Genomic DNA, 25,257 nt, shown 5'->3' with positions numbered 1-25,257 from the left:
TCACATAGGCCATGGGATTCCTCGGGGATGACGGGCGGGGTGGGGGAGGGGCGTCATCGCGTGCGCGGTTCGCCTTCCCAGCCGCAGGGCAGACCGCAGGCGGGGCGCAGGGTGGCTTCGGCGCGACCGTCGGCGAAGGTCGAGACGGTCACCGTGGCCTGCGCGAAATAGCCGCAGCGCGGGCACTTCTCGAAGAAGTCGAGCACTTCGCGGACCTCGACGCGTTCCACCTCGGCGCGGCGTTCGGCGGGCGCGGGCGTCTCCCACCAGCGTCGGCCCGCGACGGTGCGCCGCGGGTCGGGTGTGCGGGCTCGGCGGGCGGTGCGGACCTCGGGCCCGCGCGCGGGTGCGGCGAAACCGGTGAAGGGTGCAGGGCTCATCTCGGGTCCTTCGGTCGATCCAGGAACAGGTCGAGGGTGGGGTCCGCGCCGCCGCCGTAGTCGGCGAAATCGGTGACCCCGGCGAATTCGGTCAGCGCCTCGGCGTCGAGGTAGCACTTGCCGCTGACCTTCGCGCTCGCTTGGGTCAGCAGGGCCACCGCGGCGTCGGCCATGATGCGCGGACTGCGCGCCGAGGCCAGTTGCCGGTCGCCGTCGGGCAGCGCGGCGACCGCGGAGGTGGCGATGAAGGTCTGCGGCCACAGACAGGTGAAGGCGATGTTCGCGGTGTCGGCGTATTCCGCGGCCCACCCTTGCGAGAGCAGCGTCATACCGTATTTGGACAGCGTGTAGGACGGATGTTCGCCCAACCAGCGCGGATTCAGGTTCACCGGCGGCGCGACGGTCAGCACGCGCGCGGCCGCCGAGGCCCGCAGACTCGGCAGACACGCCTTGGTCAGCAGGAACGTGCCACGTAGGTTGATGTCCATCATCAGGTCGAACTTCTTGGCCGAGAGTTGCTCGGTGGGTTCGGTGGCGATGGCGCTCGCGTTGTTGACGCACACGTCGATGCCGCCGAACCGCTCGAGGGCCGTGTCGACCACGCGACGCACGGTGTCCTCGTCGCGCACGTCGCCGACGACCGCCGCCGCCCGACCGCCCGCCGCTTCCACCTCGGCCACCGCGGTGTGCACGGTGCCGGGCAGGCGGGGATGCGGTTGATCGGTCTTGGCCAGCAGCACCACGTTCGCCCCCTGCGCGCCCGCGGCGACCGCGATGGCCAGGCCGATGCCGCGGCTGGCGCCGGAGATCACCAGCGTGCGGTCGGTCAGTGCGTGCTGCGGCTCGGGCATGGCGGCCTCCGGTCGGTCGACGAGATCATCGTTCGCTTTGAATGATAATGACATTCTCATTGATGGCAAGCGCCACTTCTCACTCGTAGTCCACGGTGATCGATTCGGTGTCCGGCACCGCCTGGCAGGTCAGCACGTAGCCGTCCGCGAGTTCGTCGTCGGACAGCGCCTCGTTGACCCGCAACGTCGCGTGGCCGTCGGTGACCTTCGCCATGCAGGTCGCGCAATTGCCCGCCTCGCAGGAGAACGGCGGCGTCAGACCGGCCCGGCGCGCGCTCTCGAGCAGGGTCTCGCCGTCCTTGCGCGGCACCGTCCGCTTCTTCCGGTTGAGGATGACGGTGACCGTGCCCGCCTCGGGAACCGCCGGTGCGGCGGTCCGGGTGGGCGCGGCCTGCCCCGAGCCGGCGGGATCCGTTGGGGCGTCGGACGCGGTGATGGCAACCGTGGCGGGGTCGGTCGGAACCGGTGTGGCGCCGGAGCCGACTGTGGGCGGCGCGACGGTGTCGACGGATGCGGTGCCGGCGGATGCGGTGCGGCCCGCTGTCGGGGTGCTCGCGACCGCGGGCCCGCCGAACCGTTCGCTGTAGATCGCCCCTGGTCCGGGCAGCGCCTTCTCCACCAGGTCCATGAACGCCTCGGGTCCGCACACGTAGGCGTCGCCGTGGCCGTCCGCACCGGTGAAGGCGCGGATCGCGGCTTCGTCCAGATAGCCGCTCGCGGAATCGAGGTGACGCACCACCTCGAGGCGGCCCGGGAAGCGGCGGGCGAGGTCGGTCAGCGCCTCCTCGAACATGACCGAACCGGCGTCGCGGTCGGCGCACAGCAGTCGGACGCGTCGCGCGGTGGTGTGCAGGGTCGTCTTGGTCAGCGACAGGATCGGGGTGATTCCGCTGCCGCCGCTGAAGCCGAGCAGCGGAGTGTCGGCTTCGCGCAGGCAGAAGCGGCCCGCGGCGCGGCTGAGTTCGACTTCGTCGCCTTCGGCGAGGTTGTCGTGCATCCAGTTGGACACCGCGCCGCCGGGGACGCGTTTGACCGTGGTCATGAGTTCGGTGTCGTGCTCGGGGGAACTCGACATCGAGTAGGACCGGTAGAGCGTCCGACCGTCGACCGCGATGCGGAAGGTGCAGAACTGTCCGGCCTGGTAGGTGATGGGGTCGTCGTGCGGACGCAGCACGAAAGTGCGGGCGTCCACGCTCTCCTCGACGATCCGGGTCACCGTGGCGCGCTGGAACATCGCGGGTCTCGCCATCGATCGCCTCCTTTGGTATTACTATTCTGTCAGTGTGAGAATTACATTCTCACTCATACGATGGGATCTTCTCAATGTCTGGTTGGAGTGGTTCGACCGCACTCGTCTTCGAGGACCGGTCCTACGCGCGTACCGAACTCGACGACCTCGCCGCCGGATTGGCCGCCGACCTCGCCGTGCGCGGCGTCGGCCCAGGGGACCGGGTGGCGCTCATGTCGTCCAACCGGCCGGAATTCGTCATCGCCACCCTCGCGATCTGGCGTCTCGGCGCGGCCGTGGTCCTGATCAGTCCGGCCTGGAAGGTGGCCGAGGTCGCGCACGCGCTGGCGCTGACCTCACCGCGCTACGGCGTCGGGGACTGCGCGGTCCTCGGCGAACTGCTGCCCACCCGCTCGCTGGACGAGCCGATCGCGCCGAAAGCGGACGATCCGGGGGTGTTCTCGGTAGGCGGCGGCCCGAACGTCTTCTCCGTGGGCGGCCCTCCCGCGGCGGGCCCGCGGGGCACCGATCCCGCCGCCGACGCGGTGCTGGTCTTCAGTTCCGGCACCACCGGCATGCCCAAAGCGGTGCGCCACACCCACGCCTCGCTCGAGGCGGCCGTCGAGCAGTGGCGCGAAGTGCTCGGACTCGACGGCTCCGACCGACTCCAGATCGCCACCCCGCCCTCGCACATCCTCGGACTGCTCAACATCCTCACCGCGCTGCGGGTCGGCGCGGGCATGCGGTTGCACCGGCGCTTCGACCTGAAGACCATGCTCGACTGCATCCAGAACGAGCGCATCACCGTCGAGATGGCCGTCGCGCCGATCGCCCTCGCGCTGGCCTCGCATCCGGATCTCGAGTCCTACGACCTGAGTTCGCTGCGCTACATCATGTGGGGCGCGACCCCGGTGACCGCGAGTGTCGCCGAAACCGTCACCCGCCGAACGGGAGTCGGCTGGCTGCCCGCCTACGGGGCCAGCGAACTGCCCGTCATCGCGTGCAATCCGCGCGCGGAACCGCGGTTGGACAGCGTCGGCAGAGCCGCGCCGGGCGTGCGGATCCGGGTGGTGTCGGTGGACTCCGGCGAGGTCGTCGGAACCGGCGAGACCGGCGAGATCCAGTGTCGCGCCGACTCGCTCATGTCCGGCTACCTGCCCAGCGAGGCCACGGCGAGCGCGTTCCACGACGGCTGGTACCGCACGGGGGATGTCGGCCACGTCGACGCCGAGGGCTGGATCCGCCTGACCGACCGCCTCAAGGAGATGATCAAGGTCCGCGGCTTCCAGGTGGCGCCCGCCGAGATCGAGGCCGTGCTGCACGGGCACCCGGACATCCAGGACTGCGCGGTGTTCGGCGTCGACGGCGCGGACGGCGAGGCCATCGTCGCGGCCGTGCGCACCGACGGCGACCTCACCGAGGACCAGGTCGTCGCCTTCGTCGGCGACCGCCTGGCCACCTACAAGAAGCCACGCCGGGTGGTGTTCGTCCCGGAGATCCCGCGCCTGCCCTCGGGCAAGGTGCTGCGCCGCGTACTCAAGGAGCGCCATGGACACCCGTCTGACCAGTGAACAACGCCAATTGCGGGCCTCGGCGGCCCGGATCGGCGCCGAACTCGGCCCCGGGTCGGTCGCCGACCTCGAGGACGGCGAGCGCGTCGCGCGCCTGGAGAAAGCGGTGGAATCGGCGGGGCTGCGCCGATTGCGCGCCGACGGCGCCTCGGGCGTCGAAGTCGCCTTGGTGGCCGAGGAATTCGGCCGTGCCTTGGTCGACGTACCGTTCCTGGGGCCGGTGCTGGCCCACGACCTGCTCGGCGAGACCGATGCCGACCGCTGGACCGTGGCCCTCGGCGACCGGATCGTCGACGCGCGTGACCGGACCAGGGCGGTGACGGTGTCCGACGGCAGGTTGCGCGCCGTCGCGGTGGGCGCGCAGGCGCCCGAAACCGATCTCACCCGGCGCGCCGCGCGTCCCGGCGGCGCGTTCGAGGATCTGGCCGCGGTGGACGAGGAACGCCTGACACGCTGGACCGCGCTCGCGCTCACCGTGACCACCGCCGACCTGCTCGGCGTGGCGCGCGGCGCGCAGGACACCGCCGTCGCTTACGCGAAAGTGCGTGCACAGTACGGACATCCGATCGGCGACTACCAGGCGGTGGCGCATCTGCTCGCGGAGAGTCGGGCGCTGATCGAAGGGGCGATCAGCACCCTGTTGCACGCGGCGTGGGCGGTCGACGAACTCGCGCCCGAACCGGCGCTGCACGCGGCGCGGATCGCCAAGGTCTACACCGCCCGCGCCGCCCGCACGATCTGCGAGACGGCGATCCAGGTGCACGGCGGCATCGGCAACACCTGGGAGTGCACGGCGCATTTGTATCTGCGCCGCGCGCTGGTTTCCGCCGAACTGTTCCCCGTTCGTCTGGAGGAGATCGACTGTGGACTTTCGTGATTCAGCGCAGGAGGCGGCGTTCCGGTCGCGGCTGCGCGTCTGGCTGGCCGAGCACGCGGGCGCCTTCCCGACCTCCGGCGACGAGTACTGGGCGCGCCAGGGCGACTGGCACCGCGCGCTGTACGGGGCGGGGTTCTTCGGGCTGTCGTGGCCGAAGAAGTTCGGCGGCCACGAACTGCCGCCCGTCTACGACGTGATCCTGGACGAGGAACTGGCCGTCGCGGGCGCGCCGCCGCGCCCGAGTCTGGGCTATCTGGTGCAAGGTTTGGGCAGGCACGCCGACGAGGCGCTGCAACTGCGGTTCCTGCCGGGCATGATCGACGGCACCCAGCGCTGGTGCCAGGGCTTCAGCGAACCGGACGCGGGGTCGGATCTGGCGTCGCTGCGGACCACCGCGGTGCGCGACGGCGACGAGTACGTGCTCACCGGCCACAAGGTGTGGACCAGTTATTCCGATGTCGCCGACTGGTGCCTGCTGCTGGCCCGCACCGACCCGGATGTGCCTCGGCACAAGGGCCTCTCGGCCTTCGTCGTGTCGATGAAGCAGCCCGGCATCGAACAGCGTCCGCTGCGGATGATCAGCGGCGTCACCAAGGAATTCGGGCAGGTCCTCTTCGACGGGGCGCGCGTGCCCGCCGACCAGATGGTGGGCGGGCCGGGTGACGGCTGGAAGTTGGCGATGACCGTCGTCGGGCACGAGCGCGAACCCTCGACCCTCGGGTACGCGGCCCGATACCGGAAGATCGTGCGGCAGTTGGCCGCCCGCGCCGGAGCCGACGCGCCCGAGGAATTGCGCTGGGCGGCGGTGCAATCGGAGATGCTGCGCCTGCACGTGCGGCGCAGGCTCTCCGAACAGCTCGACGGCGTCACGCACGGCCCCGAGGGTTCGCTGGACAAACTGCTCATGACCTGGGTCGAGCAGTCGGTGGGGCACGCGGCGCTGGCCGTGACGGGCACCGCCGACGAGGAACTGCTCGGCGCCTACTTCTACAGCCGTGCCCAGAGCGTCATGGGCGGGACTTCCCAGATCCAGAAGAACATCATCGCCGCTCGCATTCTCGGACTAGGAGTTTGACATGTACGACCTGCCCGCAGAGATCACGGTCGAGGCCGACGGCCCCTTGCGCGTCATCACGCTCAACCGCCCCGAGGCGTTGAACGCGGTGAACGACGCCCTGCACACCGGGCTCGCGCGGCTGTGGCCGCAGCTCAACGAGGATCATCAGGCGCGCGCCGCGGTCCTCACCGGCGCGGGCACGGCGTTCAGCGCGGGCGGCGATTTCGCCTATCTGGCCGAACTCGGGGGTGACGCGGCGTTGCGCGCCAAGACGATCGCGCACGGACGCGATCTCGTGCTCGGGATGGTGCGCACCCGCGTTCCGGTGATCGCGGCGGTCAACGGTCCCGCGGTCGGGCTCGGATGCAGCCTGGTCGCGCTCAGCGATGTCGCCTACATCGCCGAGACGGCCTACCTGAAGGACCCGCACGTGCAGGTCGGTCTGGTGGCCGCCGACGGCGGTCCGCTGACCTGGCCGCTGCACACCAGTCTGCTGCTGGCCAAGGAGTACGCGCTGACCGGAGCGAAGATCTCCGCGGAGCGGGCAAGGGAGATGGGTCTGGTCAACCACGTGGTCGCCGACCCGCTGGCCGAGGCGCTGGCCTGTGCCAAGCGGGTCGCCGAACTGCCGCGGCAGGCGGTGGAGAGCACCAAGCGCATGCTGAACCTGCATCTCGAGCGCGCGGTGCTGGCCACCCTCGACTACGCCAACATCGCCGAGGACCTGACCTTCCAGTCGGCGGATTTCCACGCCACCATCGCGAAGTTGACGGCCAAACGGTCCTGAGCCGACGGCTACCCGGCTGCGGGGACGGGTAGCCGCAGCAGGGCCTCCTGGGCGTAGGAAGCCACCAGAGTGCCCGCCGCGGTGAGGATGTCGCCGCGGCCGAAGCAGCGACCGTGCGCGAGGACCGGGCTGTGCTGGCGCAGCAGCAGCCAGTCGTCCACGCGGAATTCGCGGTGGAACCACAGGGTGTGCGAGGTGACCGCCGACAGGAAGGCGGTGCCGTTGCCGCTCTGGGCGTAGCCGTCCACGGGCCGCAGGGCGGTGCCGATCAGCGTGAGGTCGGTGGCGTAGGCGGCCACGGCGGGCGCGAAGTCGGCGGCGATCTCGGGGGTGCGCATCCAGAAGGCGAATTCCGCCGGGGCCGTGCCGGTGTCGTCGAGGTCGTCGGTGGCGCGGATCTCCCAAGGCAGCAGCGACCAGTCCCGCGTGAACTCGGTTCCGGGCAGGGCCTCGATCGGTTCCACGGTCTGTCGCGCGGGGCCGTCCTCCGGGGTGTGCAGCGACAGCGACGCCGTCGCCACCACGGTGTCGCCCTGCTCGGCCAGGATCGTCACGGTGGCGAAGGAGCGGCCCGCGTGGTGGGTGCGCAGGCGGTAGCGCATCGGGGTGTCGGCGCGACCTTCCCGGGCGAAGGTCGCGTGCATCGACTTCACCGCGCGATCGGGGAATCGTTCGGCCGCCGCGCGCAGGAATTGCGCGAGCAGTTGCCCGCCGAATACCCGGTGGTATTCGAGATGTTGATTCGTTCCTTCGAAGAGCGCTTCGCCCGCGTCGGTATCCGGCAGCGGGCGCAGACGCAGACAGTCCACGAGATCGGTCCACAGATCGGCCATGAACTCAGTGTAGATCATGTTCTCCGAAGTGAGAACGCCATTATCATTTGGCGGCGAAACCTTGTGCGCAGAATTCCCAGACCTCCGCCGCGGAAATGGGTTTCTGCGTTTGTTCATCGGCCGCACCCGCGGATTGGGCGATGAACATCACCGTCTGCATGACCATCGCGGCCACCCGTCGCACGTTCGCGCCCTTGCGCATCTGACCCGCGTCGGCGGCCTGTTCCATCAGTTCGGTGAACAGCGACAACATGGGGGCGTGCGCGATCTTGACCTGGGCGGGATGCGACACCAGCAACTGCGGGGCGAAGTCGGTGAACAGCGGGCGCTGGGCCGACGGGTCCGGTCTGCACAGCTCGAAGAGCAACTCCACCACCACTTGGAGGCGTTCGAGCGGGTCGGTCTGCCCCTCGGCGGCCGCGCGCAGTTGTTCGGCGGTGTGGGCGAGCGCGTCCTCGAAGACGGCCAGCAGCAGTTCGTGTTTGCCGTCGAATTGCAGATAGAAGCTGCGCAGCGACTGCCGGGAGCGGTCGACGACCTCTTGGACCGTGAAGTCGGTGGTGCCCTTCTCGGTGATGATCGCCTGCGCGGCGTCCAGGAAGCGCTGCACGCGTTCCTCGGCGCGCAGTTTGGCCGAGCGCAATGATCGCTCGACCGCGCGCTGCTTCCATGCGGGCTCTTCGCTCGGGCTGCTCACGGGTGCCTCGCCCTTCGGTCTTCGGATGGCGGCATGGATGCACTGTACCGGAGCGGCGCGCTCGATTGACGATTCCGAAGCGTCGCGTTGCCCAAGTCGAGACGTAGACTTTCACATTGTGAGAATGTTATTCTCGCAAGGTTCATTCGGGCCTGTGAGGAGGCAATCCGGCATGCTCTTGGAGTTCGACTCCGACCAGAGACTGTGGCAGCGGACCGTGCGCGAGGTTCTCGATCGACATTGCCCCGCCGCGCTCGTGCGCGAGGTCGTGGACAAGAAGACTTCGACCGATCCGCTGTGGCGGACCTACGTCGAACAGGGCTGGACGGACCTGACCGATCCGGCCGACGCGGTGGAACTGGCCATCGTGCTCGAGGAACTGGGCCGCCACACCGATCCCACCCCCTACCTGGCGACGATGACCGGATTCGTGCCGCTGGCACCGGATTTCGCCCTCGAGGGCGCACCGGCAGCCGCCGTGTACGACGGTGTCGAGGCCGATCACGACGGCACCGGGTGGGTGCTCGACGGCACCGCGCGCCACGTCCTGGACGGCGACCGCGCCGAATGGCTGGCCGTCAGCACCGCGGCGGGCGTGTTCGTCGTCCCGGCCGCGGCGGCGACCGTCCGGCGCGAACCCGCCTTCGATCCCGCGCTGCACCTGGCCGAGGTGAGTTTCGCCGGTGTGCCACTGCGCAACGCGGGACGGGTCGCCCCCGGCACCGGCCGCGCCAGGAACACCGCGCTGACCGGACTCGCGCTGACCATGGTCGGCGCGTGCGCGCGGGTGCTGGACCTGGTCTTGGAACACGTGGCCGGACGCACCCAGTTCGGTGTGCCGATCGGCAGCTTCCAGGCTGTCAAACACAAGGCCGTCGACATGCACATCGCGATCGAGAGAGCCCGCGCCCTGGGCTATTTCGCCGCGCTGACCATCGCCACCGACGACCCGCGCGCGCGACTGGCCGCCTCGATGGCCAAAGCGGCGGCGGGGGAGTGTCAGTCGGTGGTGTTCCGCCACGGCATGCAGTTGTTCGGCGCGATGAGTTTCACCTGGGAGAACGACCTGCAATTCGCGCTCAAGCGCGCGAAGGCGGGCGAGTTGCTGCTCGGCGGCGCCGCCGAGCACCGCGCACTGATCGCCGAGGAGTACCGTGCGACTGACTTTTGAGCCCGAGGTCGAGGAGTTCCGCGCGGAATTCGTCGAATTCCTCACCGCCCACATGCCCGACGAGGCGACCGCCATCGCGCACCGCCCGATATCGAGCGCGGATATGCCCGAATGGGCAAGGCAGTGGCAGCGCACGCAATTCGAGCACGGATGGCTGCTGCCGGGCAATCCGCCGGAATTCGGCGGCCGTGACGCCTCGATCCTGCAACAGTATGTGCACCTGGAGGAACTGTCGCGGCGGCGGATCTACCACAGCTTCAACCCGCAGGGGTTGGGCATCATCGCCGCCTCGCTGCTGTCCTTCGGCACCGAGGAGCAGAAACAGCGCTGGGCGCGCCGCATCCTGCGCGCCGAGATCACCGCGGCGCTCGGGATGAGCGAACCGGGCGCGGGCTCGGATCTGGCCGGGTTGCGCACCCGCGCGGTCCGCGACGGCGACCACTTCGTGGTCACCGGACAGAAGGTGTGGACCTCCGGCGCCCACGACGCCGACGTCCTGCTGACCTTCGTGCGCACCGATCCCGACAAACCCAAGCACAAGGGGATCAGCGTGCTGCTGATCCCGACCGACACCCCGGGGGTGACCCGGCGGCCCTTCGCCTCCATCTGCGACCCGGCCGACCTGGACTTCAACGAGGTGTTCTTCGAGCAGGCCCGGGTGCCCGCGGCCAACCTCGTCGGACCGCTCGACGGCGGGTGGCAGGTCGCCAACGGCTCGCTCGGACACGAACGCACGCTGCTGTGGCTCAGTTTCGCCGACCGCCTGCGTGACCTGGTCGCCGACTTCCATCCCGTCACCACGCTGGACCGTGACCACTACGCCCGACTGGTGCTCGACACCCAGGCGCTGCGCCTGCTCGGCTCGGCGGCGTTGGCCAAGGCCGCGCGCGGCGAACAGGACGTCGCCGCGCTGTCGGTGCTCAAACTGCTCGGCTCCGAGGCGGTGCAGAGCGCCTCCGAACACGCGCTCTCGGCGGTCGGTATCGAGGGTTTGCGTCATCCGGCGCTGAGCGGGCCGTTGAATCCGCTGAACAACGACCATTTCGTCAGCGGCTGGTTCGAGCGCTACGTGCGGAGTTTCGCCGGCACCATCGCGGGCGGCACCTCCGAGATCCAGCGCAATATCGTCGCCGAGCGCGTGCTCGGCCTTCCGCGGAGCTGAGGAGCCCGATTTGTATATCCGCTACGAGGTCGCCGACAAGATCGCGACCATCACCCTGAACCGGCCCGAGGCCGCCAACGCCCAGAACGGCGCGCTGCTCGACGAACTCGACGAAGCCTGGCGGCGCGCCGCCGACGACGAGGCGGTCGCGGTCATCGTGCTGCGCGCCGAGGGCAAGCACTTCTCCGCGGGGCACGACCTCAACGACAAGTCGTGGCCGGACCCGTCCACCATCACCCTCGATCGCATCTACGGCCTGGAAACCCGTCGCTACCTGGAGTATTCGCTGCGGTGGCGCAATGTGCCCAAGCCGTCGATCGCCGCGGTCCAGGGTCGCTGCATCGCGGGCGGACTGCTGCTGTGCTGGCCGTGCGATCTGATCGTGGCCGCCGAGGACGCGCAGTTCTCCGACCCGGTGGTGCTGATGGGCATCGGCGGCGTCGAATACCACGGCCACACCTGGGAACTGGGACCGCGCAAGGCCAAGGAGATCCTGTTCACCGGACGCGCCGTCACCGCCGCCGAGGCCGAACAGGTCGGCATGGTGAACAAGGTGGTGCCGCGCGCGGACCTCGACGCCGAAACCGCCGCGCTGGCCGCCCGGATCGCCGCCATGCCGCCCTTCGGCCTGCGTCAGGCCAAGCGCGCGGTCAACCAGACCTTGGACGTGCAGGGCTTCTACGCCGCGATCCAGTCGGTGTTCGACGTCCACCAGACCGGACACGGAAACGCGTTGAGCGTCAACGGATATCCGATCCTGGTGAATCTGGACCAGATGAAAGCCGCCATCGAATAGGGCCCCGGCGGCAAAAGGACCGGCGGCGACAACGGAGTCGCCGCCGGTTCCTGTTTGCGTGGACGCGGTGGACGCTCGGTGTGCGCGGCCCAGCGGTCCCGGTAGCCGTCGGCCCGAGGGGTCTCGCCGTCGGCCTGAGGGATCGCGGAGCCGTCGGCTCGGTGACCTCTGAGCTGTCGGCCGGGCGGACGTGGGAGCTCTGGGCTCAGTGGACGTCCGGTTCGACGCCGAAGGTGTTGAACGCCAACGCCAGCGTTGAATAGCCCCCGACGGTGAAGACGAAATCCATCGTCTGCTGTTCGCTCAGGTGGGTGCGCAGCGCGGACCAGATCTCGTCGGACAGGTTCGCGCCTTCGCAGAGTTGGTCGACGCCGGTGAGCACCGCGTGGTCGAAGGGGTCGTCGGCCTTGCCCGCCTGCGCGGCGGCGATGTCGTCCTCGTCCAGGCCGACCGAGGCGGCCATCTTCACGTGGTGGGCCCATTCGTAGGCGCATCGCGTCCGGTGCGCCACGCGCAGGATGACCAGTTCGCGCACCCGCGGCGGGAGGCTGGACCGGAACAGCAGGTACACGCCGAAGCCGAGGAACGCCTCGGTGAGGTCGGGATGACGTACGAGCGTGGACATCGCGGGTCCCGCACCGGCGGGGTCGCGGCGCTCGCGGGGGAGCAGGGAGCGCAGTGCGGCGCGGCTGCGTTCGTCCCATTCGTCGGCGGGTAAGGGCGGCAGTCGCATCGACACCTCCGAGGAGAATGCTATTCTCGCAATAGCTACTTCAGGTTTTCATACGGAGATGGCCGTGTCAACGCGCGCCGCCGGCGGTGCGTCCGCCCTTTTTCCGTCGCGCTGCCCGCGCTCGCAGGTTGACGCCCGCTCGCCCGTATGGAAATCTCATATTCAGCAACGAGAGGCATATTCTCTGCCGTTGACGTCCTCCGGCCGTGGCGCTCGTCGGGCTGCCGACCGGACTCTCGAAGGGACCGCGCGTGAACAACTTCCAGGATCTGGATTTCTTCCTGGGGCCGGAACTGGTGAACGATCCGTACCCGTACTTCGAGCACCTGCGCAATCAGTGCCCGGTGCAGCGGGAGCGCCACCACGACGTGCTCATGGTGACCGGATACGAGGAAGCGCTCGAGGTCTACAACGACGTCGGCCGCTTCTCCTCGTGCATCGCGGTCACCGGACCCTTCCCCGGGTTCCCCGTGCCGCTCGACGACGTCGACCCGGACGAGGTCGAGGCGTTGATCGCCGCGCGCCGCGACGAACTGCCGATGAGCGACCAGTTGCCCACCCTCGACCCGCCCACCCACACCGCGCACCGCGCGCTGCTCATGCGGCTGATCACCCCCAAGCGGCTCAAGGAGAACGAGGAGGCCATGTGGTCGATCGCCGACCGCATGCTCGACGAGTACCTGGCCGCGGGCCGCGGCGACTCCATCCGTGACTTCGCGGGACCGTTCACCCTCTACGTGATCGCCGACCTGCTGGGCGTGCCCGAGGAGGACCAGGAGGAGTTCCTGGAGACCCTGCAACGCTCCAAGCACGGCGAGGGGCGCAGCGTCGGCAGCACCGAGGGCGAATCCATGTCGCACAACCCGATCGAGTTCCTCTTCGAGAAGTTCTCCGCCTACGTGGAGGACCGCAGGGCGAACCCGCGTCAGGACGTGCTGACCAGCCTGGCCACGGCCACCTTCCCGGACGGGTCGCAGCCCGAGGTGCTCGATGTGGTGCGGGTGGCGGCGAACCTGTTCTCCGCGGGCCAGGAGACCACCGTGCGGCTGGTCAGTTCCGCGCTGCGGACCATGGTCGAGAACCCGGAGATCCAGCGCTACCTGCGCGAGGACTACAGCCGGATCCAGAACTTCATCGAGGAGTCGCTGCGGATGGAGAGCCCGGTCAAGGGCGACTTCCGACTGTCGAAGACCATGACCGAGGTCGGCGGCGCCGAGGTGCCGCAGGGCAGTGTGCTCATGGTGGTCAACAGCGCCGCGAACCGGGACCCGCGCCGCTTCGAGGACCCGGAGACCTTCGATCCGGCGCGCTCGAACGCCCGCGCCCACATGGCCTTCGGCCGCGGCCCGCACAGTTGCCCGGGCGCCCCGCTGGCGCGCGCGGAGGCGCGGGTGGCGATCGAGCGACTGCTGTCCAGGACCACCGACATCCGGTTCGACGAGACCGTGCACGGTCCCGAGGGCGCGCGCGAGTTCCGCTACCTGCCGACGTTCATCCTGCGCGGGCTGACCGACCTGCACCTGGAATTCGACGTCAAGGAGGGATGAGAGATGAAAGTGACAGTGGACGCGGATCGCTGCCGAGGGCACGGCGTGTGCCTGACGCTGTGCCCGGAGGTCTTCGCCATCAACGCCGACGGCTACGCCGAAGTGCTGCTCGCCGAGATCCCCGACGATCTCGAAGACGCGGTGGCGGAGACGATCTCGGCCTGTCCAGAGCAGGCGATCGTCCCGGAGTGAGCCCGACGGGCCGCGGTGAGCGCCGCGGCCCGTTCGCTCGTCCGGGGCCTTCGTCGCGGAACCGGAGTCGGTCTCAGGCCCCGAAACCGTCGAATCGCAGTGCGGGCGCGGTGAAGTCGTCGGCCTCGGCGGCGATCGCGCATTCCTCCGCGAAGGCCAGCAGGCCCAGGTGGTAGGCGGTGGCGGTGCGGCCGACGCTGATGTTGTGGCCGGTGTCGGTCTGGAGCTTCAGCACCACCCGCGGCGCGGCGGTGAACAGCGCGCCGACGGCCGCCAGTTCCTCGGGGTCGTTGCGCCAGATCCGCTCGTGGTCGCCGACGCAGTACCGCACCGGAATCCGCACCCGCCCGGCCAGGTCCGGGAATTCGTCGGTGGCCCAGTCCCGGACGGTGTCGGCCTCGAGGCGCGGGCCGACCGCGCCGATCGTCGCGCCGCCCAGGATCTCCGGCGCGTAGAGCCGCGGCGGATGCCACAGCAGCGCGCCGACTCCGCGCGGCACCCACCCCGGCTCGTCCTGTCCGCCCCACAGCACTTCTTGGGCCAACGGGGGGTGCAGACGTCCCGTGCCCGCCAACTCCACGCCGAGCAGGTCCGCCCCGCGCGGATCGGCCGCCATGCGCAGCGCGAGTTCGCATCCCGCCGAATGGGCCAGCAGGAAGACGCCCACGCCGCGCGGGCGGGTGCCGAGGTGGCGCTCGATCGCGCCGAACATCAGGTCGACGCGGCGGTGCGGCGGGGCCAGTTCGTCGGCGAACGGTCCCGAACTGCCGTAGCCGGGGCGGTCGAGGGCCAGGACGCTGAAGCCCAGGCGGCGCGCCATGCGCAGCAGGGACAACTCCGGGTGGCCGGGGCAGTCGAAATACGCGGCGCTGGTGGCGCCGCCGTGCAACGCGACCAGCACCGCCCGCGGTGCGGCGACCTCGGCGAGCAGTCCGGAGACGGGGATGCCGTCGACCTCGGCGACGACCGGCTTCGGCGCCGGGTCAGCGAAGTCGGACGAGGGGAGGTCGGTGAGTGTCATGGCGGGCCCATCGGTTTGGGAAACGGCGTGGTAGACCGTGGTCACACGAGAATGAGAATGATATTATCACTTTTGGAAGTGCGATTATCGCGGTCGTGCTCCGGTCTCCCGAAGGAGTGTCGATCGTGGTGCGACCCATGCCGAGCCGCTGCCGGGGCGAACATCGCAGAGCGGCCGTCGTCACCGGAGCGGGCCGCGGGATCGGCGCGGCGACCGTGCTGGCGCTGGCCTCCCGTGGCTGGTCCGTCCTGGCCGTCGACAGCGCCGAGAACGATGCGGCGCTGCCCTATCCGCTGGCGAGCGCCGGTGAGTTGGCCGCTGTGACGAATCGGGCCGGGAGTCTGGTCAACCGGGTCGGCGCGGTGCGCTCGTTCGTCGCCGACGTCCGCGATCCCGACGCGCTGCGCGCCGCGGTCGACACCGCGGTTCGCGCCTGGGGCGGACTCGACGCGGCGATCGCCGCCGCCGGCGTCCTCGCGGGCGGCGTGCCGCTGTGGGAGATGTCGCCCGAAGCCGAACGCGCGGTCCTCGACGTCTGCCTGGGCGGTGTCGCGCAACTGGCAAGGGCCGCGGTGCCCGCGCTGCTGGCCCGGCCCGCGCCGCGCACGGGTCGCTTCCTCGCGGTGTCGGCGGCGAGCACCCTGGACGGGGTACCGCTGTTCGCCGCCTACGGCGCGGCCAATGCCGGTGTGGCGGGCCTGATCCGGTCGCTGAACGCCGAGTTGTCGGGAACGGGTGTGACCGCCAACGCGGTCAGTCCGGGGGCGACCGCCACCGATCTGCTCGCCGAGGGCGTCCGACTCTCGGGCGGCGCGGATCCGGTGCGACAGAGCCTGATCGGGTCGCCGTCGGCTTTGGCGCCCGACCAGGTCGCCACGGTGCTCGCCTTCCTGGCGGGTCCCGACAGCGGGGCGATCGCCGGCGCGGTGGTCGAGGCGAAAGGGGACGCGGCCGCGCCCGTCCGGCCGATGGCCGTCGAACGGGCGGGATGAGCGCGCCGGCCCGGGAGTCGGGTTGGCAAAGGTGTTCTCCCCGTGGAGAACCAGGTCTACCGAAGGTGTGTCGAATGGTCGAGTTGGAACGGGACGGAGAGCTGGCGATCATCAAGATCGACCGGCCCGAGGCCAGGAACGCGATCGCCCCCGAGACGATGGATCGGCTCGACGAGGCGATCGAGGCGGCGGCGGACGCGGCGGCCCTGGTCATCACGGGCGGCGGTGACCGCGCTTTCGTCTCGGGCGGTGATCTCAAACAGCTCGCCGCGCTGCGCACCACCGAGCAGGCCGCCGCGATGGCGTGGCGGATGCGCGGTGTCTGCGATCGCCTCGCGGCCTTCCCCGGCCCGGTGATCGCCGCGCTCAACGGCCATGCCCTCGGTGGCGGCGCGGAAGTCGCGGTAGCCGCCGACATCCGGGTGGCCGCCGCGGATATCAAGATCGGATTCAATCAGGTGAGCTTGCAGATCATGCCCGCCTGGGGCGGCGCGGAACGGCTGGCGCGGCTGGTCGGACCCGGTCGCGCGCTGTGGCTGGCCGGGTCGGGGACCATCCTCGACGCGGCGGCGGCGGAACGGGTCGGGCTGATCGACCACGTGCTGCCGCGCGCGGAATTCGACAAGGGCTGGCGTGAATTCGCCCGCGCCCTCGCGGTGCGGCCAGCGGCGGAGATCAAACGGGTGATCGGCGGTGTGGCGGCCGCGGAGGCGGTCGACGCCTTCGCCCGGCTGTGGGTCTCCGACGCGCACTGGGTCGCCGCCGACGCGGTGCTCAACCGCGCGCGCTGACCTCGCGGGCGCACGGGCCGGGTGAGCGCGCGCTCCCCGGCCCGAGTCGTCTCCGCCCTACGGTATTGGCATTCTCATTTTTCGGAAGTAGCATAATCAATGATGAGTAACGACGTGCACACCTCCTCGGGGATCCCGCTCGAGCCGAGCTACGGGCCGCGCGAGCGTGACGAGCAACCGCCCGCACCGGGCGCGTATCCCTTCACCCGCGGCAACTTCGCGACGGGATATCGCGGACGGCTGTGGACATTCCGGCAGTACTCCGGCTTCGGCACCGCCGAGGAATCCAACCGCCGCTACCGCTACCTGCTCGAGCAGGGCGGCACCGGCCTGTCGGTGGCGCTGGACCTGCCCACCCAGTGCGGCTACGACTCCGACGACGCCGAAGTCGGCGAGGAGGTCGGGCGCGTCGGCGTGGCCGTGGACACCCTCGCCGACGCCGAGATCCTCTTCGACGGCATCCCGCTGGACCGGATCAGCACCAGCTTCACCATCAACGGCACCGCCGCGATCCTGCTCGCCCTCTACGTCGCCGCCGCCGAGAAGAAGGGCGTGCCCCGCGCCGCGCTCACCGGCACCATCCAGAACGACATCCTCAAGGAATACGCCTCGCGCGGCACCTGGATCTGGCCGCCGGAACCGTCGCTGCGCCTGATCGCCGACACCATCGAGTTCTGCGCCGCCGAAGTGCCGCGCTTCAACGCGATCTCGGTGGCGGGCGCGCACTTCCGCGACGCGGGCGCCAACGCCGTGCAGGAGATGGCCTTCACCCTCGCCGACGGAGTCACCTACTGCGACACCGTCGTCGAGCGCGGGCGGATGAGCATCGACCGGTTCGCCCCGCAGATCTCGTTCTTCTTCTACACCCACGGCGATTTCTTCGAGGAGATCGCGAAATACCGTGCCGGACGCCGCCGTTGGGCCACCCTGGTTCGCGAGCGCTACGGCGCGAGCACCGACAAGGCGTCGATGTTCCGCTTCGGCTGCGTCGCGGGCGGCGCCTCCCTCTACGCGCCGCAGGCCCAGAACAACGTGGTGCGGGTCGCCTACGAGGCGCTGGCCTCCGTGCTCGGCGGGGTGCAGTCGATGTTCACCGCCGCCTGGGACGAGCCGTTCGCGCTGCCCAGCGAGGAATCGGCCACCATGGCCCTGCGCACCCAGCAGGTGCTCGCCTACGAGACCGGGGTGACCAGGGTCGCCGATCCGCTCGGCGGGTCCTACTTCGTGGAGGCGCTCACCGACGCCACCGAGGAACGGATCATCGAGATCATGGACGACCTCGAACAGCACGGCGGCATGGTCCGCTGCATCGAGGACGGCTACCTGCAAGGACTCATCGCCGACGAGGCGTTCCGCCTGCACCACGCCGTCGAATCCGGCGAACGCCCGGTGGTCGGCGTCAACACCTTCGTCTCCGACGAACCCGCGCCCGACATCGGCACCTACGAACTCGACGCCGAAGGCCGGGAACGACAGCTCAAACGCCTGGCGAAGGTCAAGGCCGAACGCGACCCCGCCGCCGTGCGCACCACCTTGGCCGCCCTCGCGCGCGGCGCGGAAGGAGACGACAACCTCATGCATCGCCTGATCGATTGCGCCAACGCCTACTGCACGGTCGGGGAGATGACCGCCGCGCTGAAGTCGGTGTGGGGCGAATTCCAGCAGCCGGTGGTGTTCTGATGCCCGCGCGCGTACTGGTCGCCAAACCCGGTCTGGACGGCCATGATCGGGGCGCGAAGATCGTCGCCCGCACCCTGCGCGACGCCGGATTCGAGGTCATCTACACCGGCATCCGGCAGCGCATCGAGGACATCGTCTCGATCGCCCTGCAAGAGGACGTCGCCGTGGTCGGACTGAGCATCCTCTCCGGCGCGCACCTCGCGCTGACCAAGCGCGTGGTCGACGCGTTGCGGGCCGCCGACGCCGGCGATATCGCGGTCGTAGTCGGCGGCACCATCCCGCGCTCCGACGTCGCGAAACTCGAGGCGGTGGGCGCCGCCGCGGTCTTCCCGACCAGCACCCCGCTGGAGACGTTGGTGACCGAGATCCGCGCGCTCACCGCGACTTCCGCGCCGTGAACGTCCAGTACGCCCGTCGAGTCAGTGTGGAGGTACCGTGCGAATCGGTGTGATGATCGGTCCGGAGAAGGGGGATTCCGGCCGCAAACTCGAGCGCATGCTGCGCGATATCGAGTGGGCCGAGTCCGCGGGCCTGGACACGGCGTGGATTCCGCAGATCCCCACCGACTTCGACGCGCTGATCACCGTCGCGGCCCTCGGCCTGGCGAGTTCGCGCATCGAACTCGGCACCGCGGTCGTGCCGTTGCAGGCCCAACACCCGATCGCGCTCGCCCGCCAAGCGCTCTCGGCGCACGCCGCCGCGGGCGGCAGGCTGGCGCTCGGTGTCGGCCCCTCGCACCACTGGATCGTGCGCGACATGCTCGGCCTCCCATACGACAAGCCCGCCGCCTACACCCGCGACTACCTCGAGGTGCTCGAGGCCGGACTGCGCGGCAGTGGATCGGTCGACGTCGAGAACGACACCTTCACCGTGCACAACCCGCTCGACCTCGGACCGGTAGCCCCGGTACCGGTGCTGGTCGCCGCGCTCGGGCCGGTGATGCTGCGCATCGCGGGCGAACAGGCCGACGGCACCGTGCTCTGGATGGCCGACGAACGGGCCATCGCCGAGCACGTCGCCCCCAGGATCACGGCGGCCGCCGACGCCGTGGGCCGTCCGGCCCCCCGCATCGTCGCGGGGGTGCCGGTCTGTCTGTGCGCCTCGAACGAACGCGACGAGGCCCGCGCCCGCGCCAACCGCATCCTCGGTGAGGCGGAGGTCTCGCCCAACTACCAGCGGCTGCTCGAACAAGGCGACGCCCGCGACATCGGCGACCTGTGCGTCGTCGGCGACGAGTCGGCGATCGCGGACGGCCTGCGCCGCTACGCCGAAGCGGGCGCCACCGACATCTCGGTGCGCCTGCTGCCCATCGGCGACGACCGCGACGCCCTGATCGCCTCCAAACGCCGCACCCGCGAGATGATCGCCGACCTGGCCCGGGAGCTGCGCCCCGCTCCCGCGACCGCCGAGCCGTGACCGGCCCCGGCCCGCTCGCGGGCATCCGGGTGCTCGAGGTCGGCACCATGTTGGCGGGCCCCTACGCCACCATGATGCTGGCCGACCTCGGGGCCGAAGTCATCAAAGTCGAACCCGCCGCGGGCGACATCTCCCGCCAGGTCGGCGCGAGCTACTTCGCCAGCCTCAACCGCAACAAACGCAGCATCCGGCTCGCCCTGGAAACCGACGCGGGCCGCGCCGGTTTGACCGACCTGGTCGCCGAATCCCATGCGCTGCTGGTGAACCTGAAACCCTCCGCGATCAAGAGACTCGGCCTCACCTACGACGCGCTGCGCGCCCACAACGAACGCATCGTCTGCGTCAGCATCACCGGCTACGGACTGCACGGCGGGGACAGCCCGGCCTTCGACTACGTCATCCAGGCCGCCGCCGGGATCGCCGCGCTCACCGGCGATCCCGAAGGCCCGCCCACCCTGCCGGGCTACTCCTCCGCCGACAACTCCACCGGCCTGACCGCCGCACTGGGGTTGCTGGCCCAGATCGTCTCCGGTCGCGGCGGACAGATCGACGTGTCGCTCTACGAGGTGATGCTCTCCCAACTCAACTATCACGCGGCGGCCTACCTGAACGACGGCGTCCGTCCGACACGTCGACCGTTCGGCGCGCACTCGTACTACGTTCCCGCCCAACTGTTCCCGACCGCCGCCGGGCACCTGGCGCTGTTCATCACCCACGACGGGTTCTGGAAATCCTTCGCCGCCGAGGCCGGGATCGCGGGATTCGAGCGGATGGCCGATCGCGCCGCCCGACGTGCCGAGGTACTGGCCGCCGTGACCGCCGCGTTGTCCACCGACACGGCCGCGGGCTGGGAAAAACGTCTGCGTCCGTTGGGAATTCCGGCCGCCGCGGTACGCGAACTCCCCGAAGCCCTCGACGCCCCGGGAGCACCCGTGGTCACCGTCGGCGACCGCCGCGCGGTCGGCAACCCCATCCACGTCTCCGAGTACCTCCCCACCTACCGCCCCGCCCCCGAACTCGGCGAATACGGAACCTGACCCGCGCCGCGAACGCCCGATTCCGGCATCCCGATCATGGTGTGTTGCCCGGCCGGGTTCGGCGGGCTATCGCGGCCGCGTCCGGTTAGGTCGGTTGTCTGCGGTGGTGGCCGAAGTCGACGCGGGGCCGGGACCTTGTCCAGGTGTCGGTCAGTCGTCGGGGGAGGCGCGGCGGTTGCGTTTGGTGACGCCGCGGCGTTTCTTCGCGGCGAGGCGTCGTTCCTTCGCTCCGCGCGAGGGCTTGGTGGCGCGGCGGACGGGCGGCGGGGGCGCGGCGGCCTCACGCAGCAACGAGACCAGGCGTTCGCGGGCGGCCGCACGGTTCTGTCCCTGCGCGCGGTGCTCGGAGGCGGCGATCGTGAGTACGCCGTCGACCAGACGGGAGCCGAGGTGTTCGAGCATCCGGGTGCGCAGCCATTCCGGCACCGCGCGCGAGGCGGCGAGGTCGAACGACAGCTCGACTCGACTGTCGGTGGTGTTGACGTGCTGTCCGCCGGGACCGGAGGACCGCGAGAACCGCTCGCGCAATTCGGACGCCGGTATCACCAGCGTCCGAGTCACCGTCAGGTCCTCCGCCATGTTCTTTCCGCTTCGTGATCCGACTCGGCCACCTGCTGTGGACCAGCGATGACCTCGTTGTTCACCATAGCGAAGACCTGTCCGGGGGACCGGGCCTGACATGGGAGTGCGATGAGAACGGATCTCACCTGGAAGATTTCGCGCCTGTCCGCGCAGCGGATGTCCAGGGGCCGCCGCTGATCGTCCTCGACGCCCAGCGAACGCTGCTTCGAGACGTAGACGTGATCGGTCGGCCTCCCTCCCCGGAGGCAGGGGAGCCCTTACCGGGGAGGGATGACCCTTCGCGGGGCGCGGACCTAGCGTCGATCGCATGATCCTGCGGCGCATGGGCCTCGACTTCACCTACACGTTCCTCGGCCTGCCCCTGGCGGTGGTCGGGTTCGGTCTCCTGGTGCCCCTCTTCACCGCGAGCCTCGGCACAGCGGTGATCTTCGTCGGGATTCCGTTGCTCGCGCTGACACTGCTGGTCGCGCGCGGGTTCGCCGACATCGAGCGCGCCCGACTGCACCGACTGACGGGCGGCCCGACGAATCGGCCGCACTATGCTCGCGCGCCGGAAGGGGCGGGCTGGTTCCGCCGGATGACCGCGCCGATCGTCCAGGGGCAGAGCTGGCTGGATCTGCTGTACGCGGTGCTCGTCCTGCCGATCGCGATCATCGCGTTCGTGCTGCCGATCGTCTGGTGGGCCGCGACCCTGGGCGGCTTGACCTACTGGTTCTGGGGCGGGTTCATCCCCAGGGGTGAGAGTCGCGACGTCTTCATCGAGACGGTCATGGGCACGGACACCGAGCAGAACAGGACGGTCCTCTACACGGTCATCGGCGTGGTGGCATTGCTCACCGTGTACTTCGTCCAGCGCGGGAGCGCCGCCTTGCAGGCCGGTCTCGCGCGGACGTTGCTCACTCCCGTGATGGAGACGGAGATCCGAGACCTTTCCCGCTCGGCGGAGTGTGTGTAGACAGTCGGAGGCACCCGGGACGGTGGAATCCCGAACCCTCCTTCTCAGCCAGCCCGCTCGGTAGGTTCATCGTCAGCGTGCCGCCGCGCCCTGCCCGGATCGATGTAGAGCCGAACACCCCTGTAGATCACCGTGTTCGGCCTGTCGTCCTCGTTGTCCGGATCACCGGAATCCGCGGGATCCGGCAACTCCGCGAACTGCTCGACCACGATCTGCGCGCGCGCCGCACCGGGATCGAACATCTCCTGGAACGGCCCCACGAACGCCCCACCGAGCCCGCGACGCTTCGCCCGGACAGCCGCCCACCCGAGCAGTATCAGCGGCCCGAATGCCGCGATCAACACCAACAAGGCCCCACCCATGCCCCGAGCCTACCGACGGGCTGGGATGCGAAGGCGGCGGCGAAGTCGACCAGAGCGTGTAGTCCGGCACCGCAGCCGAGGCGTTCCGGCGGACCGGAACGAGCGCGGCCTCGAATGAAGTGTTCGCATTCGAGGCCCCCTGCCCTCGCGATGGGGGGCGACACTCCGGCGAGCCGAATTCCGTTCGGGTCGATCAGCAGTCGATCTCGTATCGGTACCACTGTCGGGGGTTGCCGTCCTCGTGCAGCCAGATCGTGGCATCGCGGCCGATCTTTCCCCGGGCCCAGCCTTTCGGTGACCGGCCGCCGGGCAGAGTGAGCAGTTCCGTCCCGGTCTCGGTCACCATGCCGTCATGGCGACGGCCTCTGCGGATGGTCCAGATCCGCTTGTTGTCGAGGCGGACTTGGTCGAGGAAGGCGAGTTCGGAATCCGCTACCGCCAGCGCGGTGCAGCGTGTGATCGGATTCGGTGTGATCGATCGGACGCCGTTCGCATCCATCTCGACCAGCGGGAAATCTGTATACGGGCACGCGTTGACCAGCGTCCGGCCGACGTTGAGCGCGTAACAGTCACACCAGCAGACCTCCCTGCGGGTGTCGCTTTCGACGAACCAAGGTTTGCCGCCGGGATCGTCCCACCGAGCCAGTCCGATCAGGAAGTATTCCCCCCAAGTGCCATCCGGCATGGCTGTCCGGTAGGTGGCTTCGTCCAGATAGCTGATCCAGATCGTGCCGCTCGGATCGGTCTGTAGTTGGGCGATGGCGTCGCCGGCGTAGAAGGCTCCCGTCCGCTCACCTGCGCCGTCGAAGGCGACGACATTGCGGGTCAGACCGCTTTCCTCGGCCGGAGCGCTCTGCTAGGGCGAGGTGTACGTCCCGCTGCTCGTGACGCCGCTGGCGGCGGGCGTGGTGATCGCGTTGACGACGGCGGCACCGCTCACCACGCTGGTGAGCGACCGTTCTCGGACTGCCGCGTCGCGAATCCTGTTGTCGGTCAGTGTGTTCGTGCCTCTCGCTTTCGTGTACTGGTTGGTCGGTGGCGCGCTCGCGAAAGGTGTGTCGGCACCGATGGCGCGAGGGGTGGGAGACGTGCCGCGTGAAGTCTTCGAGCACTACTACCACGCGTCCTACGTCCCGCAGAACACGATCTGGTCGCTGGTGGAATCGATCGTCCTCGCGGTCGCTATCCTCGTCGTCTACGTCGTCATGATCCTGCGCCGTCCCAGCGGCGAGCGGTCGCCGCTGCCGCGCGCCGTCGCGGGCGTCGTGGTCGTCACCATCGTTGTCGGTGCGCTGTTCGCGGGAAACGCGGTGCGCGCCTACGACGATCTGGGCCTGTTCGGCGGCTGACCGCTATCTGCTCGCTCGTGCGCGTCACTCCGGCCATCGCGGGCGCGGCGTAATCGAGCGACGGGATCGATTCACACTCTGGCCGCGGAACCGCGCCGCGCGAAGCGGGGTGTCTCAGAGTTCGGAAGTGTCCGGGGGAGCGTCGAATTCGGACAGGACGACCGAGTCGGGGAGGTTGTCGTTCGGGCCGAATCCGCCGGGGTGGGAGCGGACGAAGACCAAATCGATGTAGGTGTCGGCGGGGAGGTCGGTGAGGGGTTCCAGCGATATACGACGTCGGCCGCCGTAGATGTCGGGGAGTTCGCCTTCCATCGAGCCGCCGAAGCGGGATTTCCATTCGTCGAGGGTTTTTCCGCCCGGGCGGTCGGGCATGGACCGCAGGACTTCCGGTGGGTAGGTGGTCAATTGAGCGATGATTCGTATGCGTCGCACGGCGATCCTCCCCGCGCCCGACTCGCCTGTTCGTCGGGCGATCTCCAGATCGAGGTTACCTTCGGAATCGGCGAACGGCAGCGGCCGCGTCACCGGCGCTCAGAACCGTTGCGGCCAGGACGAACCCGACTCAGCGCGGGTCGGGGGAGCGGCGCTCGCCTTCGGTGCTGCGGAGGAAATCCTCGATGAGTTCGATGGTTTCGGCGTGGCCGGTGTCGATGTCGAAGGATTCCTCCATGCGCAGTTGGCGGGAGATGCTGGACATGAGCATGACCACTCGGGTGGGGGTCCACAGGGGTGGGATGTCGGGGTGGGCGGCGAGGATGTCGGTGACGGCGTCGAGTTGCAGGTGCCGGAAGCGGCGGGAGGACTGGGCGATCTCGGCCCAGATGGTCTCGCGGTGGTTGGCCATGGAGACGAATTCCATGGTGAGCGAGGTCTGGGACTGGTCGTGGATCGCCTCCCACAGCGCCCACAGGGGTTGCGGGGATTCCAGGGCGCGGCGCTGGCGTTCGTAGCTGCGTTCGGCGCCGCGGCGGAACAGTTCGACGAACAGGTTGTCCATCGTGTCGTAGTGGTAGTAGACCAGGCCCGGGTTGACGCCCGCTCGGGCGGCGAGGCGGCGTGAGCTGACGGCGGCGTAGCCCTCCTCGAGCATGATCTGCTCGGCGGCGTCGAGCAGCGCGCCCCGGGTGGCGGCGCTGTGGGCGCGGCCCACCCGCTCCGGCTTGGTCGGCGCCTTCTCGCTCATGGCTGCC

General features: G+C 69.6%; 29 protein-coding genes. 17 read left to right on the top strand and 12 right to left on the bottom strand.

The window, feature by feature from the left end; all coding sequences use genetic code 11:
* Positions 1 to 53 precede the first annotated feature (53 nt).
* The 3 genes from ON30_RS34940 to ON30_RS38300 all read right to left on the bottom strand — a co-directional run bounded on the left by ON30_RS34940 (position 54) and on the right by ON30_RS38300 (position 2,480).
* Positions 54 to 380 carry a hypothetical protein gene (locus ON30_RS34940; RefSeq protein ID WP_040714654.1) on the bottom strand — a complete coding sequence of 109 codons (327 nt, stop codon included), beginning with the start codon at positions 378 to 380 and terminating at the stop codon, positions 54 to 56.
* Positions 377 to 1,231 (bottom strand): SDR family oxidoreductase, encoded by an 855-nt coding sequence (locus tag ON30_RS34935; protein ID WP_040714653.1) that lies wholly within the window; start codon positions 1,229 to 1,231, stop codon positions 377 to 379. The genes ON30_RS34940 and ON30_RS34935 overlap by 4 nt, the downstream gene beginning before the upstream one ends.
* A gap of 79 nt (positions 1,232 to 1,310) precedes the next feature.
* Positions 1,311 to 2,480: a ferredoxin--NADP reductase gene (locus ON30_RS38300; RefSeq protein WP_040714651.1), complete on the bottom strand. Its 1,170-nt coding sequence runs from the start codon at positions 2,478 to 2,480 to the stop codon at positions 1,311 to 1,313.
* Positions 2,481 to 2,554: 74 nt separating this feature from the next.
* Here ON30_RS38300 and ON30_RS34925 point away from each other — a divergent pair, with 74 nt between their 5' ends.
* From ON30_RS34925 to ON30_RS34910, 4 genes are read left to right on the top strand one after another with little or no spacing between them, the layout of a single operon-like run.
* Positions 2,555 to 4,030: a class I adenylate-forming enzyme family protein gene (locus ON30_RS34925; RefSeq protein WP_040714649.1), complete on the top strand. Its 1,476-nt coding sequence runs from the start codon at positions 2,555 to 2,557 to the stop codon at positions 4,028 to 4,030.
* Positions 4,008 to 4,907, top strand: a complete 900-nt coding sequence (locus ON30_RS34920; protein WP_040714648.1) for an acyl-CoA dehydrogenase family protein — start codon at positions 4,008 to 4,010, stop codon at positions 4,905 to 4,907. The genes ON30_RS34925 and ON30_RS34920 overlap by 23 nt, the downstream gene beginning before the upstream one ends.
* Positions 4,894 to 5,982: an acyl-CoA dehydrogenase family protein gene (locus ON30_RS34915; protein WP_040714646.1), complete on the top strand. Its 1,089-nt coding sequence runs from the start codon at positions 4,894 to 4,896 to the stop codon at positions 5,980 to 5,982. The genes ON30_RS34920 and ON30_RS34915 overlap by 14 nt, the downstream gene beginning before the upstream one ends.
* A 1-nt stretch (position 5,983) precedes the next feature.
* Positions 5,984 to 6,751, top strand: coding sequence for an enoyl-CoA hydratase/isomerase family protein (locus ON30_RS34910; protein ID WP_040714645.1), 768 nt, complete (start codon positions 5,984 to 5,986; stop codon positions 6,749 to 6,751).
* 8 nt (positions 6,752 to 6,759) lie between these two features.
* On the opposite strand, the gene ON30_RS34905 is transcribed toward ON30_RS34910, so the two are convergent.
* Positions 6,760 to 7,584: an acyl-CoA thioesterase gene (locus ON30_RS34905; RefSeq protein WP_040714703.1), complete on the bottom strand. Its 825-nt coding sequence runs from the start codon at positions 7,582 to 7,584 to the stop codon at positions 6,760 to 6,762.
* 43 nt (positions 7,585 to 7,627) lie between these two features.
* Positions 7,628 to 8,281, bottom strand: coding sequence for a TetR/AcrR family transcriptional regulator (locus tag ON30_RS34900; protein ID WP_040714643.1), 654 nt, complete (start codon positions 8,279 to 8,281; stop codon positions 7,628 to 7,630).
* 172 nt (positions 8,282 to 8,453) lie between these two features.
* Between ON30_RS34900 and ON30_RS34895 the strand changes: the two genes are divergently transcribed.
* The 3 genes from ON30_RS34895 to ON30_RS34885 are packed head-to-tail and all read left to right on the top strand — an operon-like array spanning position 8,454 to position 11,410.
* Positions 8,454 to 9,452: an acyl-CoA dehydrogenase family protein gene (locus ON30_RS34895; protein ID WP_040714641.1), complete on the top strand. Its 999-nt coding sequence runs from the start codon at positions 8,454 to 8,456 to the stop codon at positions 9,450 to 9,452.
* Positions 9,436 to 10,614: an acyl-CoA dehydrogenase family protein gene (locus tag ON30_RS34890; RefSeq protein WP_040714639.1), complete on the top strand. Its 1,179-nt coding sequence runs from the start codon at positions 9,436 to 9,438 to the stop codon at positions 10,612 to 10,614. Before ON30_RS34895 ends, ON30_RS34890 begins: the two co-directional genes overlap by 17 nt.
* 10 nt (positions 10,615 to 10,624) lie before the next feature.
* Positions 10,625 to 11,410 carry an enoyl-CoA hydratase gene (locus tag ON30_RS34885; protein ID WP_040714637.1) on the top strand — a complete coding sequence of 262 codons (786 nt, stop codon included), beginning with the start codon at positions 10,625 to 10,627 and terminating at the stop codon, positions 11,408 to 11,410.
* Positions 11,411 to 11,615: 205 nt separating this feature from the next.
* Here ON30_RS34885 and ON30_RS34880 read toward each other — a convergent pair whose 3' ends face one another.
* Positions 11,616 to 12,143: a carboxymuconolactone decarboxylase family protein gene (locus ON30_RS34880; protein WP_040714702.1), complete on the bottom strand. Its 528-nt coding sequence runs from the start codon at positions 12,141 to 12,143 to the stop codon at positions 11,616 to 11,618.
* A 251-nt stretch (positions 12,144 to 12,394) separates the two neighbouring features.
* Between ON30_RS34880 and ON30_RS34875 the strand changes: the two genes are divergently transcribed.
* Both ON30_RS34875 and ON30_RS34870 read left to right on the top strand, forming a co-directional pair.
* The gene (locus tag ON30_RS34875) at positions 12,395 to 13,690 is read left to right on the top strand and encodes a cytochrome P450 (protein ID WP_040714701.1); all 1,296 of its coding nucleotides are present in this window, start codon (positions 12,395 to 12,397) and stop codon (positions 13,688 to 13,690) included.
* A gap of 3 nt (positions 13,691 to 13,693) precedes the next feature.
* Complete coding sequence (locus ON30_RS34870) at positions 13,694 to 13,882, top strand: ferredoxin (protein ID WP_040714636.1); 189 nt, start codon at positions 13,694 to 13,696, stop codon at positions 13,880 to 13,882.
* A 73-nt stretch (positions 13,883 to 13,955) separates the two neighbouring features.
* Here ON30_RS34870 and ON30_RS34865 read toward each other — a convergent pair whose 3' ends face one another.
* Complete coding sequence (locus tag ON30_RS34865) at positions 13,956 to 14,903, bottom strand: alpha/beta fold hydrolase (protein ID WP_040714634.1); 948 nt, start codon at positions 14,901 to 14,903, stop codon at positions 13,956 to 13,958.
* Between the two features lie 125 nt (positions 14,904 to 15,028).
* Here ON30_RS34865 and ON30_RS34860 point away from each other — a divergent pair, with 125 nt between their 5' ends.
* The 6 genes from ON30_RS34860 (at position 15,029) to ON30_RS34835 (ending at position 20,819) form a co-directional block, all read left to right on the top strand.
* Complete coding sequence (locus ON30_RS34860; RefSeq protein ID WP_245554344.1) at positions 15,029 to 15,895, top strand: mycofactocin-coupled SDR family oxidoreductase; 867 nt, start codon at positions 15,029 to 15,031, stop codon at positions 15,893 to 15,895.
* Positions 15,896 to 15,969: 74 nt separating this feature from the next.
* Positions 15,970 to 16,686: an enoyl-CoA hydratase/isomerase family protein gene (locus tag ON30_RS34855; RefSeq protein WP_040714633.1), complete on the top strand. Its 717-nt coding sequence runs from the start codon at positions 15,970 to 15,972 to the stop codon at positions 16,684 to 16,686.
* A gap of 102 nt (positions 16,687 to 16,788) precedes the next feature.
* Positions 16,789 to 18,366, top strand: coding sequence for a methylmalonyl-CoA mutase family protein (locus tag ON30_RS34850; protein WP_040714698.1), 1,578 nt, complete (start codon positions 16,789 to 16,791; stop codon positions 18,364 to 18,366).
* Positions 18,366 to 18,764, top strand: a complete 399-nt coding sequence (locus ON30_RS34845; RefSeq protein WP_040714632.1) for a cobalamin B12-binding domain-containing protein — start codon at positions 18,366 to 18,368, stop codon at positions 18,762 to 18,764. Before ON30_RS34850 ends, ON30_RS34845 begins: the two co-directional genes overlap by 1 nt.
* A 37-nt stretch (positions 18,765 to 18,801) precedes the next feature.
* On the top strand, positions 18,802 to 19,782 hold the full coding sequence (locus tag ON30_RS34840) for an LLM class F420-dependent oxidoreductase (protein ID WP_040714630.1): 981 nt from the start codon (positions 18,802 to 18,804) through the stop codon (positions 19,780 to 19,782).
* A complete protein-coding gene (locus ON30_RS34835) occupies positions 19,779 to 20,819 on the top strand; it encodes a CaiB/BaiF CoA transferase family protein (RefSeq protein WP_040714629.1) in 1,041 nt (346 codons plus the stop codon). The genes ON30_RS34840 and ON30_RS34835 overlap by 4 nt, the downstream gene beginning before the upstream one ends.
* 150 nt (positions 20,820 to 20,969) lie before the next feature.
* On the opposite strand, the gene arfB is transcribed toward ON30_RS34835, so the two are convergent.
* Positions 20,970 to 21,398: an alternative ribosome rescue aminoacyl-tRNA hydrolase ArfB gene (gene arfB, locus ON30_RS34830; RefSeq protein ID WP_040714628.1), complete on the bottom strand. Its 429-nt coding sequence runs from the start codon at positions 21,396 to 21,398 to the stop codon at positions 20,970 to 20,972.
* A gap of 310 nt (positions 21,399 to 21,708) precedes the next feature.
* Here arfB and ON30_RS34825 point away from each other — a divergent pair, with 310 nt between their 5' ends.
* Positions 21,709 to 22,356, top strand: a complete 648-nt coding sequence (locus tag ON30_RS34825) for a sensor domain-containing protein (protein ID WP_051030439.1) — start codon at positions 21,709 to 21,711, stop codon at positions 22,354 to 22,356.
* 44 nt (positions 22,357 to 22,400) lie between these two features.
* On the opposite strand, the gene ON30_RS34820 is transcribed toward ON30_RS34825, so the two are convergent.
* Both ON30_RS34820 and ON30_RS36840 read right to left on the bottom strand, forming a co-directional pair.
* Positions 22,401 to 22,718: a hypothetical protein gene (locus tag ON30_RS34820; protein WP_245554343.1), complete on the bottom strand. Its 318-nt coding sequence runs from the start codon at positions 22,716 to 22,718 to the stop codon at positions 22,401 to 22,403.
* A 193-nt stretch (positions 22,719 to 22,911) separates the two neighbouring features.
* Positions 22,912 to 23,403: a hypothetical protein gene (locus ON30_RS36840; protein ID WP_051030438.1), complete on the bottom strand. Its 492-nt coding sequence runs from the start codon at positions 23,401 to 23,403 to the stop codon at positions 22,912 to 22,914.
* A 181-nt stretch (positions 23,404 to 23,584) separates the two neighbouring features.
* On the opposite strand from ON30_RS36840, the gene ON30_RS34810 reads away from it, so the two are divergent.
* A complete protein-coding gene (locus ON30_RS34810) occupies positions 23,585 to 24,067 on the top strand; it encodes a hypothetical protein (RefSeq protein ID WP_040714627.1) in 483 nt (160 codons plus the stop codon).
* A 114-nt stretch (positions 24,068 to 24,181) separates the two neighbouring features.
* On the opposite strand, the gene ON30_RS34805 is transcribed toward ON30_RS34810, so the two are convergent.
* On the bottom strand, positions 24,182 to 24,472 hold the full coding sequence (locus ON30_RS34805; RefSeq protein WP_157184064.1) for a hypothetical protein: 291 nt from the start codon (positions 24,470 to 24,472) through the stop codon (positions 24,182 to 24,184).
* Positions 24,473 to 24,629: 157 nt separating this feature from the next.
* Positions 24,630 to 25,250 carry a TetR/AcrR family transcriptional regulator gene (locus ON30_RS34800; protein WP_040714625.1) on the bottom strand — a complete coding sequence of 207 codons (621 nt, stop codon included), beginning with the start codon at positions 25,248 to 25,250 and terminating at the stop codon, positions 24,630 to 24,632.
* Positions 25,251 to 25,257 lie beyond the last annotated feature (7 nt).

The organism is Nocardia takedensis NBRC 100417 (assembly GCF_000308695.1).
GTDB classification, from domain to species: domain Bacteria; phylum Actinomycetota; class Actinomycetes; order Mycobacteriales; family Mycobacteriaceae; genus Nocardia; species Nocardia takedensis.
Note: the sequence above shows the minus strand (reverse complement) of the source record. Positions and strands in the feature narration are given on the sequence as shown.